This is a genomic window from Caldicellulosiruptoraceae bacterium PP1 (genome assembly GCA_041320695.1).
Lineage (GTDB): Bacteria > Bacillota > Thermoanaerobacteria > Caldicellulosiruptorales > Caldicellulosiruptoraceae > JBGGOQ01.
Genome location: JBGGOQ010000002.1, coordinates 155,684 through 177,890 on the forward strand (window position 1 = coordinate 155,684; position 22,207 = coordinate 177,890).

Genomic DNA, 22,207 nt, shown 5'->3' on the forward strand with positions numbered 1-22,207 from the left:
GTAATAATAAAAAATAGGAGGCTTTGTTATGATTTTTCCATTAAAGAAAATTAAGTTTTCGTTTAAGCAAATATTAAAAAACTATCAATTATACCTATTAATTATGCCAACATTTTTGTATTTTATTATTTTTAAGTATATTCCAATGTATGGAGTTTTAATGGCTTTTGAAGATTATGTACCTTCAAGAGGCATAATTGGGAGCCCTTGGGTTGGATTAAGACATTTTGTGAATTTCTTTAATTCATTTAATTTTTGGGATTTAATAAAAAATACAGTTTATCTAAGTGTTTTTCAATTAATAATCACATTTCCATTTCCAATAATTATCGCTTTAATGCTTAATGAATTAACAAACGAAAAAATAAAGAAAACAATACAAACAATTATTTATGCACCATATTTTATATCAACAGTAGTGCTTGTTGGTATGATGTACGTATTTCTTTCACCTTCAAGTGGTATTGTGAACAAAATTATTGAAGCTATTAGTGGAAATACAATAGACTTTTTTTCAGCACCCGAATGGTTTAGACCACTATATATTATATCAAGTTTATGGCAGGGAACAGGCTTTGGGACTGTAATTTATATGGCTGCATTAGCCAGTGTAGACCCACAATTACATGAAGCAGCAATTGTTGATGGTGCATCTAAACTTAAAAGAATTTTTGTTATAGACCTTCCTGCAATTATGCCAGTAATTATTATACAGTTGATACTCGCAGTTGGTAATATAATGAATGTTGGTTTCGAAAAAACATTCTTAATGCAGACCCCTCTTAATTTAGATGTTTCTGAAATTATTCAAACATATGTTTATAAAGCGGGATTATTGCAAGCACAATATTCATTTTCTACCGCCGTAGGTCTTTTTAATGCCGTTATAAACTTTATTTTACTTATAACAGTTAATGCATTAGTGAAAAAAATAAGTGAGACAAGTCTTTGGTAGGGGGAGAAAATAATGTTTAGAACAAAGAAAAAAAATATAGAAGATAAATTATTTGATTTAATTAGTTACTTATTTTTGATTTTATTTGCTTTAATAATTTTGTATCCACTATACCTTATTGTTGTTGCATCTGTAAGCGATCCTAATATGGTTTCAAATGGGCAAGTTTGGTATTTTCCAAAAGGCTTTACACTTGAAGGCTACAAAAGAATCTTTGAAGATAATTCGATTTTGTTAGGATATATGAATACAATAATTTATGCAGGATTAGGAGCAATTATTAGTGTTGCCATGACAGTAAGTGGAGCATATCCTTTATCACGAAAAGATTTTTATGGAAAAAACTTTTTTATGGCTATATTTGTTTTTACAATGTTTTTTGGAGGAGGACTTATTCCTACATATCTTTTGGTAAAAAGTCTCGGAATGTTAGATACAGTCTGGGCAATGGTCATACCTGGAGCAGTTTCTGTTTGGAATTTAATAATAACAAGAACATTTTTTCAGACTAATATTCCGGAAGAATTACGTGAAGCTGCTTTTATTGATGGGTGTTCAGATTTTAGATATTTTATTAAGATTATTTTACCTTTATCAAAGCCAATCATATCTGTTTTAGCATTGTTTGTTATTGTTGGCCAATGGAATGGATATTTTGATGCATTAATTTACCTTTCAAATGAAAAAAAATATCCTTTGCAACTTGTTCTTAGAAATATTTTAATACAAGCTGAACCTCAGTTAGGTATGATGATAGATGTTGATACATTGGCTGCAAAATTAAAGGTACGAGAACTCATAAAATATTCAGCAATTATTGTGTCTTCAGTTCCACTTTTAGTAATTTATCCATTTATTCAAAAATACTTTGTAAAAGGTGTAATGATTGGTTCAATAAAAGGTTAATATTTTAAAATTATTTAAATTGCTGAAAAGGAATGAGGTGATAAACTATGTTATAGGTTATTTAGTTTATCAGAAAAACGTTTAACTATAAAATTTATAAAATTATAAAAGGAGAGGGAAAAAATGAAGAAAAGGTTGTTGGCATTTACTACTTTAATGTTATTTGTATTTAGCACAATAATAGGTTATGCAGTACAAGTTGGATTTAACAAAACAGGCTTACCTATTACAAAAAGTAAAGTGACATTAAAAATAGTTTCTCCAAAAGCCCCATTAGCACCAAACTATAATGAAATGCTGTTATTTAAGAGACTAGAAAAACAAACAAATGTTCATATTGAATGGAAAAACATACCTGATTCCGACTACCAAGAAAAGAAGAATTTGCTTTTAGCAAGCGGAGATTTACCAGATGCATTTTATAATGCCGGATTCTCAGATTATGATTTATTTAGATATAGTCAAGATGGAACAATCATAAAACTTAATACCTTAATTGATAAATATATGCCAAACGTTAAAAAACTTTATCAAAAAAGACCAGAAATTAAGCAGTTTATGACATTACCAGATGGTAATATGTATTCACTTCCTGCTGGAGAAGAATTAGGAACAGGGAAAGAGGCAATTGGGGCAGTTTTATCATTCCAATTTATAAACAAAAAATGGATTGATAAGCTTGGATTAAAAGCTCCAACAAATTTAAAAGAACTACATGATGTGTTAGTTGCTTTCAAAAATAAAGATCCAAATGGAAATGGAAAGAAAGATGAAATACCATTAAGCTTTATTCATATGTGGTGGTGTGCTGATATAGGTACTTTATTTAGTGCATTTGGCATGAATGATACAATTGATCATTTAATAGTTAAAAATGGTAAGGTTACATTTACAGCTATGCAACCACAATATAAAAATGCAATTATATACTTCAATAAATGGGTAAAAGAAGGACTAATTGATAAAGAATCATTTACTCAAACAAAAGATCCTACTGCATTATTTGCAAAAGGAAAAACAAAAGATGAGACATTAGGTTCATTTATGTGGTGGGAAGAAACAGAAATAGTAGGGCCGGAAAGAGAAAAAGATTATATGTATTTAGGTCCAATCAAAGGGTTAAATAATGAAAATCCGATAATATATAGGACAAATGGTTCACCATGGGGAAGAGGAGCTTTTGTAATAACAAAGGCTAATAAATACCCTGAAATCACAGCAAGATGGATTGATTTGCAATTTGAACCTAAGATGACTGCACAGGTTCATTGGGGAGCAATAGGTGATGTTTTTGAAGAAAAAAATGGAAGACTTGTATTTAGGCCATTGCCTGAAGGTGTTGCAATGGGTGAATATAGACAAAAAGTTGCACCTAACGGAGTTGGCGTAGTAACTGCCGAAGATTTTAAAAATCTTGTAGATATGGAAGATAGAGCTAAAGTGAGAATTGATAGAGTAAAAAAATATTCACCATATATGACATCAGAAATTATACCAACATTATTCTTCACCCCAAGTGAATTAGACAGAAAAAATAAAATTGAGGTTGATTTATATCAATATGTTAATAAAAAGAGAGCTCAATGGTTAATGAACGGTGGTATTGAAAAAGAATGGAATAAATATCTAAGTGATCTAAAGAAAATTGGTATTGACGAATATCTAAAGATATTGCAAACTGCTTACAATAGATATAAAAATAGCAAATAATTCTTACACATATTTTTGGGGATATATCAAATAGATATATCCCCAGAATACAATTTTTTTTTGTAAAAGTTTTAAAGGCTGGTGAATGATTAGAGAAATAAAATATGCTTATAATAAAGAAAATTATATATTATGCTCTTTATTTGGAGGGGAAGCAATGTCATTAGTTTTATATTTCCCATTTGATGAAATGGAAGAGAATTATACAAAAGATAAAATTACTGGAAAATTAAATTATATAAATTATACATTTAATGAGGCAAAATTTAAAAAGTCTTCATATCCAGAAAGATATCCTGGTGTTAAAGGTAATGCATTATTATTTGATGGTTTTTCAACATGGATTGAAGTCAATGAAGGAATAATCAAAAAAGAAACAAACCAGTTAACTATCGAAACCTGGATAATATCAAAATGTTATGAGTATCCTGAAAACAATGAAATTACTGCCATAGTTAATCAACATAACAATGAAAAAGTTCAAGGATTTATTTTAGGACTCAAAAAATATAATGAAATATCTTTTAGAGTAGCAGTAAATGGGAAATGGTTTGAGATCAATAATTCGGAAAGATTAATTCCATTAAATACATGGGCAAATATTGTAGCAGTTTTTAATGGCAAAGATGGATATATGGAATTATATATAAATGGTGAAAAAGTAGGTTTAAAAGAAATACCAAAAGATTCCTTTATTACACCAACAAATGAAAAACTAATAATTGGAAAAACTAATAATTCAGAAAAGTTAGATGAATGTGAAATTGCTTGTTTTTGCGGTTTGATGGACCAATTAAAAATATACGATGAAGTACTTGATAAAAAAAAGATCAAGGATAATTATGATCAATATATAATTGAATCAAATAGTAAGATACAAATAAACTACAATAATATAAATAGAGAAATATATAATAGTGATAAGCATAGACCAGTATATCATTTAATTGCACCTGGTTGTTGGATGAATGAACCACATGCTCCTTTATATTTTGAAGGGAAATATCATATCTTTTATCAGCATAATCCACATGGACCGATTTGGAGACAAATTCATTGGGGGCATGCAATTAGTGATGATATGATTCATTGGCGTGATTTGCCATATGCATTAATACCTGAAAAAAATAAAATTGACCAAAATGGGTGTTGGTCTGGTTCTGCATTTATTGATAATGGCATACCTGTTTTGATCTATACAGCTCAAGATCAATTAACTAATACCCAATGTATTACTTTTGCAAAGAGTTCATATTTTGAGGATAGAGATATTGAATTAAAAAACTGGATTAAATATAATAAACCAATAATTTTACAAGATATGAATATAAAAACAGACAAGGGCGAAATGCATTATGGCCATTTTAGAGATCCATTTGTATGGAAGGAAGATAATATATATTATGCAATAGTAGGCACTGGATTTCAAAAAAATGGGAAAAGTACAGGAGGAGCAGCATTATTATATATATCTCATGATTTATATAATTGGGAATATAAGAAACCTTTATATATTGGAGATTATAATAAATACCCTAAAACAGGTGAAATATGGGAATTACCAGTCTTCTTACCTATAGGAAAAGACAATAAAGGGAATATTAAATATATATTACTAATCAATCCATACTACTTAAATTATAGCATATATAGTAATAGATATGTATGGTATTGGATTGGGAGCTGGAACAAGAGCAATTTATCATTTATGCCTGACAATGATAAGCCTGAATTATTTGATTTAGGTGAACATTTTACTGGACCAAGTGGGATGATTGATCCAAAAGGTAGAGCAATTATTTTCAGTATAGCACAAGGTAGAAGACCAAGAAGAGATGAATATTTATCAGGTTGGGCACATAATGGAGGATTACCAATACATGTTTATTTGAGAGAAGATGGGCGTTTGGGAATAGATGTAATTTCAGAGATAGAGTCTTTAAGAGAAAAAGAGTACGTCAATATAACTAATGTCACCATAGATCAAGCAAATAAAATGATTGAATTTATTAAAGATGACTGCATTGAAATTGAATTAGAGATAGAAACAGGAAAATCAAATAAAGTTGGTATTATATTGAAAAGATCTCCTGATGGTATAGAGGAAACATATTTATATTATAAAAGTGATACAAAAGAAGTATTTATAGATAGAACAAAATCTACATTAAATGATGAGTACGAAAAAGGTATTCAAGGTGGATATATTGATATTAATGAAAATATAGTAAAATTTCATATATACGTAGACAAATCTATGATTGAAGCTTATATAAATAATCTTAAGGCAATAACGTCACGAGTATATCCAGTAAGGGATGATTCATTAGGATTATTATTATGGGCAGATAAAAACCCAGAAACAGTAAAAATTAAGAAACTTAATATTTGGAAATTAGAAACTGCATATAAAAAATGACAAAGAAAGGAATTAGTAGAATGACTAAACTATCAAAAGCAAATGATTATATAAAAACTAATAAAGATAATGTAAACCCTTACTTTAGAATGAAATACCACGTTATGCCGGAAATTGGTTGGATGAATGACCCAAATGGGTTTATTTATTATAGAGATAAATATCACTTATTCTACCAACATTATCCTTTTGATTCAAAATGGGGGCCTATATATTGGGGGCATGTTGCCAGCGATGATTTAATAAAATGGGAATATATGCCTATTGCTTTAGCACCTGATATGTATTATGACGTAGATGGTTGCTTTTCAGGTAGTGCGATAGAAAAAGACGGGAAATTATATATAATGTATACTGGCCATACAAATCCAGATCCTGATAATCCTGAAAATATAAGAGAAGTGCAAAATATTGCCATATCAGATGATGGTGTTAATTTTACTAAAGTTAGACAAAACCCAGTAATTAGTACAAATGATTTACCAAGCTTTGCTTTACCTCAAGATTTTAGGGATCCTAAGGTTTTCAAGCAAGATGATAATTATTATGCTGTTATAGCATCAAGAAATATCGATAGTAGTGGTCAAGTATTGTTATATAAATCAAAAGATTTATTAAATTGGGATTATGTTGCTGTAGTGAATAAAAGCAATAATAAATTAGGAAAAATGTGGGAATGTCCAGACTTATTTAAACTAGATGATAAATATATTTTTATTCTTTCAAGTCAATATTTAGACAGTGAAGAATATAAGTTTAATAATTTATTTTCAAGTATATATATGATTGGTGATATGAACTTTGAAACAGGAAGTTTTACACATGCGTATATAGATGAGATTGATTATGGTTTTGATTTTTATGCCCCACAAACACTTGTAGATAATAATGGTAGAAGAATAATGATTGCTTGGATGCAAATGTGGGGGAGAACAATACCTACAAATTATAAAAATCACAAATGGGCAGGGGCAATGACTTTACCAAGACAACTAAAAATAGTTAATGGTAAATTATATCAATTGCCAGTAGATGAGATAACAAAGTATAGAAGAAATTATATAAACTATACTAATGTTACTGTTTATAACAATATATCTTTACAAGGAATAGAAGGACAAAATATAGAATTGGAATTAGAAATAGATGCTCAAAAAGCTAACAAGTTTGGAATTAAAGTTTTAAAAGGCGAAGATGAACAAACTATTATGTACTATGACAGATGCGAAGGTATTTTTGCATTTGATCGTTCTCATAGTGGTGAAAAAATAGATAATATTGATGACCCGTTGGAAAACAATCAAGTTAGAAAAACTAAAGTATTACTAAAAAATAATTTGTTAAAATTAAGGATTTTTATTGACAGGATTTCTGTTGAAGTATTTATTCAAGATGGTGAACGTGTGATGAGCTCTACTGTTTATCCAAAATGTACATCTAAAAGTATTGAATTCTTTTCTGATGATAAAATTATTATTAAGAATCTTAATAAATGGGATATTAATATTTAAAGAAAATTTTCACTACTGTATGAAATACATAAAAAGGTTATTGCAATTGGAACGCTAAACATTAAAAGATATTATATTAATTACAAAACTTATATAATTATTTGAATGCACGAAATTATTTACTGACAGTAGTAAAGTATTATATATAAATCAAAGTAAAGCTTTTAACTAATTTTTTAATATATAAATAATTAAATTAAGTTCAAATTATGATTTTTCAAAAAAGAAATTACAAATGAGCTAATTACAGGTTATGATAATATGACAATAAGACCTGAAAATTAAATAAAGTACTTTTTAAAATTTAATATGTTTTGCCTAATCGCCATGATTTTAATTATAGTTTTCATTCGCAAATTAATACACATTTTTAGTATTAAAAATGGTAGATTTAATTTTTAATAAATAATAAAATATAAAAAAATATATTTAAATCTATGGCGATGGAGGTAGAATAAAATGAGCCAAGTATATGAAAAGCATTGGGTTGGAGGATGGAGCACAAGCCCATCAGATTTCAAGTTATATCCTCTGAACCTTCAAAATCAAACTTTGAGGATTATTCTAAGAACTAATATGTATGGTGAAAAGGTAAAAATTAGGCTTTCTAATAAATTTGGGAACCAAGATATACATATTGGGAAGGTTACTGTTGGTTTATATTATTTTGATAAAGATGGTTTAGTTGAAAATCTGCAAACACTAACATTTGAAGGGAATAAGTCTTTGGTGCTTAAAAAAGGTGAAATGGTATATAGCGATTCTATCGATTTAACACTTGAAACATTTGACCATTTAGCCATCAGCATTTATATTCCAGAGAAAACAACTATTACAACAGCAAATTCTACTGGTGCAAAATGTTATATATCATTAAATGGTGATAAATGTGAGTCAAAAGATTTGAAAGAGTTTTTTGGGGAAGAATATAGTAAAGCAGAAGAACATGTCACATATAACATACCATTAATAACTGGGCTTGATGTTTATACATCTAAAGAAAATCAAGCAATAGTTACATTTGGAGATTCAATAACAGCAGGAATGTGGCCAGACTTTTTTGCACAAAGGTTAAATAGATTAGGAATTAAACATTTAAGTGTATTAAGACAAGGTATAGGTGGAAATAGAATTCTTCATGATAGCTCACAACAATTTGATGGATTATATGGAATTGCAGGAATTAAAAGATTTGAAGATGATGCAATAAAACAATCAGGTGTTAAATATATTATAATACTTGAAGGTATAAACGATATAATGCATCCAGGTTCTGCAGCTCCAATATCAGAAACTGTTTCAACACAAGATTTAATAAATGGTCTTAAATACTTTGTTGATACAGCACATAAAAATGGAATTAAGATTTTTGGTGGAACTATAATGCCATTTGGTTGTGAAAATCCAAACGATCCAAATGAGTTAAAAAGACAAAAAGTAAATGAATGGATTAGAACAAGCAACTACTTTGATGGATATATTGATTTTGACAAAGCATTAAGAGACCCAGAAAATCCACTTAGATTATTAGAAAAGTATGACTGTGGCGATAAACTTCATCCAAGTGAAGAAGGCTATAAAGCAATGGCTGAGGCTATTGATGTTAATTTATTTAAATAAAACAATTTATATATTTTGAGAGGGATTTTATATGTTTGATGTTGTAACAATAGGTGAGACACTTATTGATTTTTTAAACATAAAAGATAACTTATTTGAAGCAAACCCTGGTGGAGCACCTGCAAATGTTGCAGTTGCAGTATCAAAGCTTGGTAAAAGAACAGCTATGATATCAAAGGTTGGTAACGATATTTTTGGCAATATGATAATAAATGCATTAAAAGATGCAGGTGTATATACAAATGGTATTGTTAAAACTGATGAGTTTTTTACAACATTAGCTTTTGTAAGCCTAAATAGCCAAGGTGAAAGAAGTTTTTCTTTTGCAAGAAAAAATAGTGCTGATGTTATGCTTTCGAAAGATGAAATAGATGTTGATATCATCAGAAATTCAAAAATACTTCATTTTGGTTCTCTATCTTTCACACACAGTTCATCTTATGAAGCAACCTATTTTGCTTTAGATTATGCTAAAAAGAATAATATAACTATTTCATATGATCCAAATTTCAGACCTCTTTTGTGGGAAGATAAGGAACTTGCAAAAAGAGAAATGATAAAACCAATCGAACTTGGCTTTGTTGATATACTAAAGATTTCAGACAATGAAGTTTATCTTTACGAGAATTCATTTGAAAACTTTATACAAAAATACAAAGATAAGGTTAAGATAATATTTATTACACAAGGGAAGGAAGGAGTAACACTATACTACAAAGGGAATATAAAGCATTTACCAACATTTAATGTTGATGTTGTAGACACAACAGGTTGCGGAGATAGTTTCATGGGGGTATTACTTTCTTTCCTATGTTCAGAGGACTTTAATAACCTTGATCTTAAAAAAGTAATAGAAATTGCAACTTTTGCAAATGCAGCAGGGGCATTATGTGCTACAAAGAAAGGTGCCATACCAGCAATCCCGACTAAAAATGAAATTGAAGAATTTTTGAAGAATAATAGCAATTGAAAACAACTTAAAATCAAAATAGAGAATATCTTAGAATAGAAAGGGCTGTCCAAAAAGATAATTGGATAGCCCCTTTCTTACAATATATAGTTTTTGATTCATAGAGTATTATCTATATATTGCAAAATAAAAATTTTAAAATTTTGTTTTTTAGACAGCCTCTTCTATTTTTTGTTTATTTTTTATTTTAATTAGTAAGGGTAGGCATTTGATTAATATACCTACCCTAATTATTTATATAGAGTTTGAAAAATATTAACCCTTGACACCACCTAAAGTTAATCCAGTTATAAAATATCTTTGTAAAAAAGGATATACAATTAAAATAGGAACGGTAGCAACAATAGCCATCGTAGCTCTTATTGAATTTGGAGTTATAGTGTTACTTGCTCCACCAGATTGCCCCATCGAAAAATCAGCATTCTGGCTCATTTGCTTACTTGCTGCTTGTAAAACCTTTTGGAGTTCATACTGTAATGTGCTTATTTCTTGCCTTTGAGATGTATATAAAAAGGTATCAAACCATGAATTCCATTGCCAGACACCAATAAAAAGAGCGATTGTAGCTAAAGCAGGCAATGTTAATGGTAATATAATTTTAAATAAAATCCTATAGTCACCTGCACCATCAATTTTAGCAGATTCATATATACTTGTAGGTAAGGTTTCAATGTAGCTTCTTAAAACTATTACATTAAATGCACTAAATAAATTAGGTATAATATATACCCAAAAAGAATTTATCAGATTTAAAGACTTAATTAGAAAATATGAAGGGATTAAACCACCACTAAAATACATCGTAAAAACAAAAAAAGCACTTATTTGTTTTCTAAATAATAAGTCTTTATGGCTTAATGGATAAGCAATAAGAAGAGTGGTAAGTAAACCTAAAAAAGTTCCTATCACTGTTCTTAATATAGATATAAACGCAGCCATATAAATGTTATGATCAGTTAATATTACTCTATAGTTATATGTTGTAAACTTTCGTGGGAAAATATATACGCCACCTCTTATTGAGTCAACTGCGTCATTAAATGAAATTGCAAGAAGATTTAAAAATGGATAAAGTGTTATTAGCATTACAAATATAAGCGATACATAAATTACTGTATCAAATATAATATCTTCTAAACTTTTTTTTCTCATTAACATACACTTCCTTTATAAATATATATTTTTAGATAACCTGTGAGAAATTTAAACGCTTTGCTAATTTATTTGTTGCGTAAATTAGTAATATACTGACAACACTTTTAAATATACCAGCAGCTGTTGCATAAGAATACCTATACATAGATAACCCAAATTTAATAACAAATGTATCGATAATTTGACTATATTCTTCAACTAAAGGGTTTTGAAGCAATAATACTTGTTCAAAACCGGCATTTAGTAACCAACCTGTATTTAGAATTAAAAGTATACTTATAATATTTGAAATTCCAGGTAATGTTATATGTCTAATTCTTTGCAGACGTGAAGCTCCATCAACAGCTGCCGCATCATATAATTGAGGGTCAATAGCAGTCATGGCTGAAAGGTAAACAATAGCATTCCATCCTGTTTCCTTCCAAACCTCTGATATACCCAAAATCCACCAAAAATACTTACCTTCACCTAACCATACAATTGGCTGATTAATAATATTTAATGATTTTAGTATTGAATTTAATATACCAGTTTCTGGCGACAAAATAGTAGTAATAATACTTGCAGCAACAACCCATGATATAAAATGAGGCAGGTAAGAGATAGTTTGAACACTTCTTTTGAAAAAAGTATTTTTTACTTCATTAATCATAAGTGCTAAAGTAACAGCAGCTACAAATGTTAAAAAAAGCTTAATAATACTAATTGATAATGTATTTCTCATAGCCATCCAAAAATCATAATCTGAAAATAATAATTTAAAATTATCTATACCTACCCATTTTGAATTTTTAAATCCTAAAACTGGATTATAATTTTGAAAAGCCATTATCCAACCTGCTACAGGGATATAATTAAAAATAAATACATAAATAATAAAAGGAATTAGCATACTGAATAATGCTTTTTGCTTCACAAACTTTTTTGCAACTTCACTTCTTTTTGAATTCATTTATAAACCTCCAATTTATGATAATTTTATGGCGGGTTTCAAAAACCCGCCATAACTTGATAATACTTTAGTTCCAAGCCTTCATTCTCCACTTAATTTGCTCAGTCTTAAACTTTTCATAAACAGTATAATTTGTTTTACTAAATGCTTTAACATATTCGTTCCATATCTTATCAAACTCATTTGGTTTAGCCATTACAAGTTTTGGTAAATACTTTCTTGTTACATCATGCATTTTTTGGTTAGCTAATGTTACATCAGTTCTATCTGCTGGAACATTTATATCCCATGCAAAACCGTATGGTGAAACAGTTGTTTTATCTAATAAATCATTGAAGCATTTTATGTTATATGCTTTTAAAGCTTCTTTTTCAATTGGAGTATAATCATCATATGCATCATCTGGATCATTACCTGGGCCTCTATATATACCATTTGGTAGTTTTACTTCTGCATGTGGGAATAACCACCAATAACCATAGCCTTGTTTTTTACAATATTCATCATCTTTATGCTTTTTCTTCATTTCAGCAGTTCTATATGGTTTGCCGTTTTTATCTAATAAATAATCTTCACCTTTAATACCCCAATACATGAGCATTTGAGCTTCATTTGAAAGTAATGCATCTAGGAATTTAAAAGCCGCTACAGGATTTTTACATTTTTTACTTATACTAATACCATCTCTTGCCCCAATTGGTTGTAAGACATTATATTTTGATTTTGCAACACCCTTATAAGTAACAGGAAATGCAACTAATAATTTATTTTCCTTTTTATTTTGAATCAAACTCATTCCTGCGTTATAGAACCATTGCCAACCTTGGTCATAGAAACCAACAACACGACCTTGGGCAATCTTTGCTATATATTGGTCATATCCCTGAACAAATGCATCTTTATCAATTAAGCCTTCATTCCATAACTTGTTAAGGTCCCTATAATATCTTTTAGCACCAGCACTTGTAAAGAACTGCTTTGCTTCATATGTTTTAGGATCTACAATAACATCACCATCATTTTGATATCCCATTAAGTATGATGGAGGATTTTCTAAAGTAAAGAACCTCCAAGATTCTGTTATGAATGTAAAACCAATTGTTTTAGCACCATCAATTGTAGGATGTTTTTTAACATAATTTCTGATAAATGTTAAATAATCATCCCAATATCTAATCTTTGGCCATTTATTTTCTTTTAAAGCATCAAGTGGCAGCCAAAAACCAGCATTTGCTGGATTACTAACACTTGGTTCTGAACGTTGAGGTGATAAGAAATAGATATGTCCGTCACTTTGTTTTAATCTTTTTAGATCTAGTGCAGAATAAGTTTTTTTAGTGTTAACACCATACTTTTGTATATAATCTTCAATTGGTACTAACAAACCAGCTTCAATAAATTTACCATGTTCTTGATGACCATATATTAAGTCGGGTAAATCTCCAGAAGCAATCATAATTGAAACCTTAGTTGCTTCATCTTCTCCTACAAGATAATTAATTTTAAGTTTTACACCAGTAAGTTTTGTAATCTCTTTACCAATTTTAGTTCCAAAAAGGTCTGAATGCGGTTTATCGGTAGTATTACCATTATAGAATGTTAAAGTTATTGGAGCTTTTGAAGCAGCTATTACCTTATTACCTTTTGTTAAACTATTAAAGCTAAAAATACTAATAACAAAAGTAAGTAAACAAATAAAACTAATAATACGTTTAAGTTTCATTAAAAAACCTCCCCTTATATATTTTTTATGCCATTAAAAAATAATAGCCTTTAAGAAAAATATTGAAAAGCATAATGTTACTTGTTTTGATATTAATAAAACGCTTACATTTTGTTCATTAAAAAATATGAAGAATTAAAAAGTATATTTTTATTATGTAATATTTACAATTAATTACTATATACAATAATAATAATAGTTATTATTTCATAATAATTAAATACTAAAATTCTACTATAATTATCAAAATATTAAAAATTATTTATTATAAAATAATAGTATGAATAATGTAGTAATATAAAAAATAGGCTATCAAACAGTTATATGATAGCCTCCGAAAATATAAGCTAATGCCTATGAAACATTACTTAATGGACATATAGGTATACTAATTGTTACCTTTGTAAAATATCCTTTTTTACTAATAATATTAATTCCATAATTTTCTCCATAATATAGTTTCAATCGTTTGTTAACATTATATAATCCATAACTTTTTGAAGTAAAATCACTAACCAATATTTGTTCAAGAATTTCATCAGAGATACCATTGCCATTATCTATAATATCAATATAAACAATATCTTTTTCTATTTTGGATTTTAATAATATATTCAACTTGCCTTTTTTTGCAAAATGAACTATTGAATTTTCTATAATTGGTTGTAATGTAAGTTTTGGTATTTTAATTTCTAAGATATTTTTATCAAGTTGTATTCTGTAGTTAATCTTATCTTCTGAATATTTTATTTTGTAAATTTCTAAATAGTTAGTTATTAATTCTATTTCTTTTTCTAATGATGTTATTTTTTCACCCTTAGATAGTGATAATCTATAAAAACTGACCATGTTATGTATAAATCTTTCCAATTTTTCATGTTCATTTAATTGATGTAATCTTAAAAGCGACGAAAAAGAATTATATAAAAAATGTGGATTTATTTGAGACTGTAAAAGTTCCAACTCAATTTGCTTTTTTTCTAATTTTTGTTGATACACTTCTTCAATAAGTGTTTGTATTTCATTTGCCATTTTGTTAAATGTCTCAATTATTTCTTTAAATTCATCATTATAATTAATATTTATACGTTTACTTAGGTTGCCATTAGAAAATTCTTCAATGGCATTTTTAATTGTTTTAATTCGTTTTAAGATAAAACTTATTAATAAATATGCAATAATAAATGATATTAATAAACTAAGAAGTGTTACCATTATGAGAGTAAAAATTATTCTATATATATCTTGTTTAATTACTTCAATAGGCACATAATAATTAATACTTAAGTTATTATTTATCTGCTTGTAAAACACATGATAATTAATTAAATTAATACTTTTGAAGTCTTTGACATTAGAAAAAATTATTTTTTTATCGTTTGTAGTTATAGTTATTGGGAAAAAAATATTTGTATTTTTATGTTTTATTATTGGTTCAAAAATAACATCCTTATCAATGATGACTCTTAAAAATCCGACCTTAGAAAGTTCATTATAATTATAAAAAGCTTTTAAGAAAGATATTCGTTCATGTTTTTCATCATCTGGTAATACTAATAATTTTGAATTTGATAAGTTTTTATAGTAATTTTTTAGAATTTTATTCATTGAACTCATTCTATAAATTTCTACATATGTTGTTCTTCTAATGTACGATGGAAACTTATCTTCATCAAAATACACTTCAGGTATATTAGGATTATTAACATAAATTCTGATTATCATAGGCATTTTACTTATTTGCAAAATGACATTGATTTTATTTATTATCATTTTATTTAACATTTCAATATCATCATAATTATGAAATTCTAAATTAAAGATTTTTTGAACCTCTAAATCAAAGAACACATAGTTGGTTAAGTTTTCTATATAATTAATATTTTTCAGAATACTATCTGATAGTTGATTGATTGAATAGTCAATCACCTCTTTGAACCTCTTTGATTCCATTCCATAAATTTTATAGTAAAAGTTTACGCACAAAAATGTATTGGGAATTAAAACTAATAAAAAAACAAATATATATAAGCGAGTATCAAATCTAATCAATTTTTTCTTAAAATTATGAATAGTTAATTTCATAAAAACTCACCTAAACCTTCATTAAAAACATATATCTAAAAATCATTTTATTTTTCTATATTCAGTAGGTGTATAGCCAAAAAAATCTTTAAACTGCTTGGTAAAGTGTGCAACATTGTTATAACCAAGCTTATCTGAAATTTCATAAACTTTTAATGACGGATTATTAAGTAAATCTCTTGCATATATTAATTTTTTCTTATGCAGATATTCTATAAAGTTTTCTCCCTTCACTTCTTTAAATAACATACTCAGATAATTAGGAGAAAACCTAAAATGTTGAGCAATATCTTTTAATTTTATCCTTTTTTCTATGTTCTTCTCTATATAATTTTCTACTTGTTTTATAATTGTAACATTATAATCAGTAATTTCTTCATTTAGACTGTCATAAAGTTTATAAAATATGGTTCTAAGTTTATCAGTTATTTCCTCTTGAGTTAATTTGTTGTTAAATAATATTTTTTCATCAGTTAGTAATTCAAGACTTTTATTTTTATAAGGAAGTAGTTTTTCATAAACAGTAATTATTATATAATTTAACAAATTAATAACCTTATATCTGTCATTAATTACCAAGAAGCAATTAATTAATTTTTCGATTAATATATCAATTCCTTCTTTATTTTTGAAGTATTCATTAATATTTTTCAAAATATTATCAATTTCAATTTTTATATCTTTTAAATCAATATTGTTATTCTGGGTTGTAAATATAATATTTCTTTTATTATAGAATATTTTTATATCAAGATAGTTTTTTACTTGTTCATACGATTTTTTTAATTCAAGGCCGCTGTTCACCATTGGTCCTATTATTGCAGTAACTGATAAGTTTTTATTAGAATATAGCTTCTGAATAAGATTATACAGAATATTGAGTAATTGACTATTAATGTTAGTATATATCAAACACACTTCATTATCATCAATAAATGTATAATCAAAACTAAAGTATTTAAGTGTAGTAGCTATATAGCCTTTTATTTCTCTAATTATGTAATTCCTTTGATATTCAGGATATTTATTAACTAAAGAATAAAAATTATCAATTTTAAGCAATATTATTCCAACGTTTGAATAAAACCATGTTATATTATTAATTTTAAGATAATCATTGATGTCATCAATGGTGAAATTGTTAATAATACCTTTAATTACCAAGTTTATAAAATCAGACATTATGTATTCTGTTAATAATTTTGTTTTTTCTTCATCTTTTGACTTTTTTATTTCAATTATAAGTTCATTAATATTTTTTATAAGTTCTTCTTCACTTACTGGTTTAAGCAAATATTTATGTACTTTTAATTCAATTGCTTTTTTAGCATAATAGAAGTCATCATAACCACTTATAATAAGAATTTTACATTTTTTATTTTTACTTATTATTTTCTCTGACAATTGGATGCCGTTTATTTCAGGCATGTTCATATCGACAACTAAAATATCAATTACATTTGAATTTGAAATTTCTAAGGCTTGCTGCGGAGAACTGCAAATAAAAATGTTATAAAAAATAGAATCAAATTTTTCTTTTAATACTTTTTCCAACCATTGAACTTCTATTACTTCATCATCAACAGCAAGAATATTCATTATAAACCCCCCAGCTTAAATAATTTAAAACATGGGAGCCAGATAATTATGACTCCCATGTTTTTTACTTATTTTGAAGTAGAGGAAAGTAATCTCGAAATAATAGCACATACTTCAGCACGACTTATAGGAGCATTTGGCCTAAATGTATTATCTGAGTATCCTGATATTAATCCCAATGATATAGCTTTTTCTATGGATAGCAATTTATCATTAGATATATCTTTAATATCAGAAAATTCTAGTTTATTATTTTCTATTTTTGGTAATAGGTTTTCTGTTGCTTTCACAATTAATTCTATAGCCTCTAATCTTGTTAACTTCTTTGAAGAATCTTTAAGCATTTCATTATTAATTATACCTTTATTAAAAGCATTAATTAAAGCATCCTTTGCCCAAGCAGGTAAATTAATATTTAGTGAATTTTCATTTTCTGTACCTTCCCAATTTAATGTTCTTGATAATATTACAATAAGTTCATTTAAATTAATTTTTTCATTTGGTTTAAATGTCTTATTTTCATACCCAGTTATTATTCCATTAGTTAATAATTTTGTAATAGCATCTTTTGACCAATGTGATTTTATATCTTCAAAAATATTCTCAGCTTTATCAACAGCAACAATATATTTTCCACCACCATCTGATATTGCCGTAACTTCATTTATTACTACCTTTGTTCTAACAATTTGCCATTTATCATTTTTTTGTTTCAAAACAATAGGGATATTATCTTCTGAAATAAGATTTTTGTCAATTTCAAATTTTATTTCAATGTTTCCCTTAATTTTAGCTGTTGTTGTAATTTCAATAGGTTTAGATGCTATATTTAAATTATCTATTTTATCAATTGGAATTTCATTTATCATTATAATACCATTAGATAGAACTGCTTCTTTTGGTATAATTAGTTGGACAACGTTTGGTATAGTAACTATATTTAATTCTTTTGAGGATATCGCATTTGTAACACCTTTTTTTAAGTCTACCAATAATTCTTCTTTATTGTTAGTAGAAGTTTGCTTATTATCAGGTTCATTGGTATTTTGCTCTTGTTTTTGCTGCATCTGTGAATTATTGTTAGATATTGTTGAAGAGATTGAACTAGTTGTCTGTCCTGTTCCACTTGATGTTGTTCCGCTATTTGCAGAGTTTTGTCTATTAATATTTATTGTATATATCTTGAAAGAATTATCAAAAGCAGTAACCTTAATAGTTACTACGTTATCACCGACATTTAGCAATACCATTTGAGAAGGGCTGCCGTTATTTACAGTAATATTTGCATTTTTATCTTCAACAACTGGTGTTATCAATATACTCGAGATATTATTAGCAACAGTAACGTTATAATTTGTTATTTCTGGATTAAATGCTGGTGAAAGTGATCCTGCACTTATTTGTAAGCTTTTTAGATTAGTAGAAATACTTTTTGTATTTTCATTAGATAATAATAAGCACCCAAATCTTGAGGTATCTCTATAGTCATTTCCTATAGGATCACTCCATGTAAGAACATTAACCCTTTTTCCTGTATTATCAGCATCATTAACCTGAACATCAAATCCAATTAATAAATCTCCATAAAGTTTTATAGTTTTTGCATATACTGCTGCTTCTACTATATATCCTTCCACATTACCATCATTATAAATAATTTTTGTAACTGTATCGAATTTATCAAACAACGCTCCTGTTCCATATGATTTAACATTATTATAATTTACTCTATACTGAGCATCATCATCTTGATATGAAGAAGATTTTTCATTATTTTCATCTATAAAAATTTCTAAAGAATCTTGTTCCCAAGCATTTGCGTTATCAGAGTTTAATAAAGGATCATATACTTTTGCAAAGACATATATTTTATTTTCATCCCAAAGAGTTTTTACTTTTGCATAAGCACCATTAACAGATCCATTAACAACAGTATTTGTTATAATTTCTTCTGAATCTTTAAAGATTTCATCTTCTTCGCCGTCAATGGCAGGTGTGCCTTTTTTTGCACATGCAATTTTTACTTTATCACCATATACAATAATACCATATTTTGAGGTTTCTAATAATTGTTTTGATGTTGTATCATTCCAATTGTATACTAATTGATTATCAACAATTGAGATATCAAACCCAATTTGCGAATTTACTACAGGTAAAATATTTGGTAGTTTTACGCTTATTTCAATTATATAACCTTGATTATCTTCATTAATTACAGCATTATTTATTACCCCTTCAATATTACATGACTTTTCACCATTTCTTTTCAAATTGATAATTATATCATCTGGTTGTAGGTTAGGGGATTTAGCATTGTTTTGATCAATGTATAAATAAATCTGGTCAGATGAATCTTTTGTATTATCATTAACTCTCATAAATATATTCAAATTATCATTATCCCAGAGAATCTTAGATGAGGCTATTTCATTTTGTTCTGAAAATATTTTTATAGGTTTTACAGTTTTATATGTGTTATCTTCTTTTCCATCAATTATAGCCTGCCCATTGTTTATTGTTATCTTTTGTATAAGTGGTGGAATAACATTTGGTTCAACTAAAGCCCAAAAGGCATATTTTGATTGATAGTTTTTATCAAATAATAGAGGGAAGTTGTTTCTACTACTATTTAACCATGAATAGTCATCTTTTAATCCCCATAAAGTTACATTTGTAACTACATTTTTGTATTTCTTAAATAAATCAAAAAGATCTTTATATCTATAGGCTAATTTAACCATTAAGTCACTTGGAGGATTTGAAAAACTTGTACTATTATCTGTATATACATTTACATCTAACTCTGTTATATGGATTTCTATACCTGGTATACTTGAAAATAGCTGTATTGTTTTCTCAATTTCAGATATTGAAGGGCTATCTATATTAATATGACATTGCATGCCTATACCATTTATCGGGATACCTTTTTCTTTTAAACTTTTAACCATTTCATATATGAACTGACGTTTTTTAGGGTCTTCAGTATTATAGTCATTATAGAACAGTTTCGCATTGGGATCAGCTTCATGAGCATATATAAAGGCCTTTTCTATGTATTCAGGACCTGCAATGTTAAAATAGTGAGACCTTCTGTAACCATCTGACTGACTCGGATCAATTGCTTCATTTACTACATCCCAAGCATATACTTTACCTTGATACCTTGAAACAACAGTTTCTATATGAGTTTTTAATCTATTGTACAATTCTTCTTTAGAAACATATGTTGTACCATCTGCTTGATAAAAAAACCAATTTGGAACTTGTTGATGCCATACAAGTGTATGTCCTCTTATAACCTTGTTATTTTCCTGAGCAAATCTAACATATTCATCAGCAATAGAAAAATTAAAATTGCCTTCTGTTGTTTGTATTGCATCTTGCTTCATTTCATTTTCTGCAGTTATACTGTTAAAATGTTTTAATACCATTTGTCTTTCAGTAGAATTTGTTAACACCTTATATGGTATAGCCACGCCAATTTTAAAATAATTACTATAACATTCAAATAGTGATGGTATTTCCCATTCTGGAGCAAACAAAACAGCATTTTGGTCGATAATGTTTATATCATCAATATAAAATGAAAGAGTTGTATTTGATGATTCAAAATATAAGGTTAAGTTATTTATAACATTAGCCGTAGAAGAAACAGTAAATGTTCCAGATAATTCCACCCATGTATCAGATGGAACAGATTGGCTATATTTAATTGACGTATAGTTGGTATTTCCTCCATCATATTGATTTTGCATTGTAAGGGTAATTTTTTGTTCAGAACCCGTATTTTGATATACCCAACCTGATATTGTGTATGTCTTGCCTTTTTGTAATATATTTTTCAAATCAATTTGAGCCCCATGCCAGTTTGATGTTCTTCCTTGTACATATAAAGAGTAATTGCCTGTGTGTGAAATAGAGTTATTTAAATTTATTGAAACACCATTTCCTCTTGGTTGCCAGCCTTCTACTGTATTACTTTCAAATGTCGAACTAACTATTAAACCTGGTTTTCCTACCTTATTTGGACCTGCTATTTCAAATTTATCTATATAAAAAGGAAATGATGTATCGCTTTGTGATACTATAAATATAGATAATTTTCTTAATGTTCCTGTGACAGAAAAGTTAAGGTTGCCAAACACGTTTTTCCAATAATTTGGAATTGCTATTGTTTCTGCAATTGTTTGATATCTCTCACCGTTTTCATCTTGAATTAATGCAATAATTTTAAAAGGTTGTGGCTGTGAACTTGTATGGTAAACATATGTAGAAACTTGATAATTTATTCCGCTTGAAAGTTGGTTTGTTTTATCAATTTCACATCCATCCCATACAGATATTCTGTTTTGAATCTTTAATGAAGAAAAGCCTTCATAGGCAACATCATAAACGCTTGAAACAGTAGTAGATTGACCTCTTGCAGTAAATCCGTCGTTGGAAGCGTTTTCAAAATTGTAAGAAACAAAATAATCTAAAGGATTACTATCAGTTGCCTTAACTTGTAATGTAAATAAAATTGGGGAAAATAAGGACAGAATAAAAATAATAGAAATAAAAACACCAAAAAACCTCTTCATAAAAAACACTCCCTAA

13 protein-coding genes are annotated in these 22,207 nt (G+C 27.7%); 7 read left to right on the top strand and 6 right to left on the bottom strand.

The genetic code is table 11. The annotated features are described in order from the left end of the window. Nucleotides 1-28: 28 nt before the first annotated feature. The 7 genes from ACAG39_04350 to ACAG39_04380 all read left to right on the top strand — a co-directional run bounded on the left by ACAG39_04350 (nucleotide 29) and on the right by ACAG39_04380 (nucleotide 10,091). Entirely contained in the window at nucleotides 29-955 is a 927-nt protein-coding gene (locus ACAG39_04350; GenBank protein MEZ0536470.1) for an ABC transporter permease, read from the top strand. A 12-nt stretch (nucleotides 956-967) separates the two neighbouring features. Beyond that, nucleotides 968-1,861 carry a carbohydrate ABC transporter permease gene (locus ACAG39_04355; protein MEZ0536471.1) on the top strand — a complete coding sequence of 298 codons (894 nt, stop codon included), beginning with the start codon at nucleotides 968-970 and terminating at the stop codon, nucleotides 1,859-1,861. A gap of 123 nt (nucleotides 1,862-1,984) precedes the next feature. After that, nucleotides 1,985-3,571 carry an ABC transporter substrate-binding protein gene (locus ACAG39_04360; protein ID MEZ0536472.1) on the top strand — a complete coding sequence of 529 codons (1,587 nt, stop codon included), beginning with the start codon at nucleotides 1,985-1,987 and terminating at the stop codon, nucleotides 3,569-3,571. Nucleotides 3,572-3,728: 157 nt separating this feature from the next. Then, the gene (locus tag ACAG39_04365) at nucleotides 3,729-5,990 is read left to right on the top strand and encodes a GH32 C-terminal domain-containing protein (protein MEZ0536473.1); all 2,262 of its coding nucleotides are present in this window, start codon (nucleotides 3,729-3,731) and stop codon (nucleotides 5,988-5,990) included. Between the two features lie 20 nt (nucleotides 5,991-6,010). Next, nucleotides 6,011-7,501 (top strand): glycoside hydrolase family 32 protein, encoded by a 1,491-nt coding sequence (locus tag ACAG39_04370; protein ID MEZ0536474.1) that lies wholly within the window; start codon nucleotides 6,011-6,013, stop codon nucleotides 7,499-7,501. Nucleotides 7,502-7,960: 459 nt separating this feature from the next. After that, nucleotides 7,961-9,121: an SGNH/GDSL hydrolase family protein gene (locus ACAG39_04375; protein ID MEZ0536475.1), complete on the top strand. Its 1,161-nt coding sequence runs from the start codon at nucleotides 7,961-7,963 to the stop codon at nucleotides 9,119-9,121. A 31-nt stretch (nucleotides 9,122-9,152) separates the two neighbouring features. Next, nucleotides 9,153-10,091 (top strand): carbohydrate kinase, encoded by a 939-nt coding sequence (locus tag ACAG39_04380; protein MEZ0536476.1) that lies wholly within the window; start codon nucleotides 9,153-9,155, stop codon nucleotides 10,089-10,091. 255 nt (nucleotides 10,092-10,346) lie between these two features. Here ACAG39_04380 and ACAG39_04385 read toward each other — a convergent pair whose 3' ends face one another. The 6 genes from ACAG39_04385 to ACAG39_04410 form a co-directional block, all read right to left on the bottom strand. After that, entirely contained in the window at nucleotides 10,347-11,249 is a 903-nt protein-coding gene (locus tag ACAG39_04385; GenBank protein MEZ0536477.1) for a carbohydrate ABC transporter permease, read from the bottom strand. Between the two features lie 25 nt (nucleotides 11,250-11,274). Next, nucleotides 11,275-12,198: an ABC transporter permease gene (locus tag ACAG39_04390; GenBank protein MEZ0536478.1), complete on the bottom strand. Its 924-nt coding sequence runs from the start codon at nucleotides 12,196-12,198 to the stop codon at nucleotides 11,275-11,277. 67 nt (nucleotides 12,199-12,265) lie between these two features. Further along, the gene (locus ACAG39_04395; protein MEZ0536479.1) at nucleotides 12,266-13,921 is read right to left on the bottom strand and encodes an ABC transporter substrate-binding protein; all 1,656 of its coding nucleotides are present in this window, start codon (nucleotides 13,919-13,921) and stop codon (nucleotides 12,266-12,268) included. 354 nt (nucleotides 13,922-14,275) lie between these two features. Next, nucleotides 14,276-15,850: a sensor histidine kinase gene (locus tag ACAG39_04400; protein ID MEZ0536480.1), complete on the bottom strand. Its 1,575-nt coding sequence runs from the start codon at nucleotides 15,848-15,850 to the stop codon at nucleotides 14,276-14,278. A gap of 198 nt (nucleotides 15,851-16,048) precedes the next feature. After that, nucleotides 16,049-17,605: a response regulator gene (locus ACAG39_04405; GenBank protein MEZ0536481.1), complete on the bottom strand. Its 1,557-nt coding sequence runs from the start codon at nucleotides 17,603-17,605 to the stop codon at nucleotides 16,049-16,051. A gap of 68 nt (nucleotides 17,606-17,673) precedes the next feature. Beyond that, nucleotides 17,674-22,191: an endo-1,4-beta-xylanase gene (locus tag ACAG39_04410; protein ID MEZ0536482.1), complete on the bottom strand. Its 4,518-nt coding sequence runs from the start codon at nucleotides 22,189-22,191 to the stop codon at nucleotides 17,674-17,676. Nucleotides 22,192-22,207 lie beyond the last annotated feature (16 nt).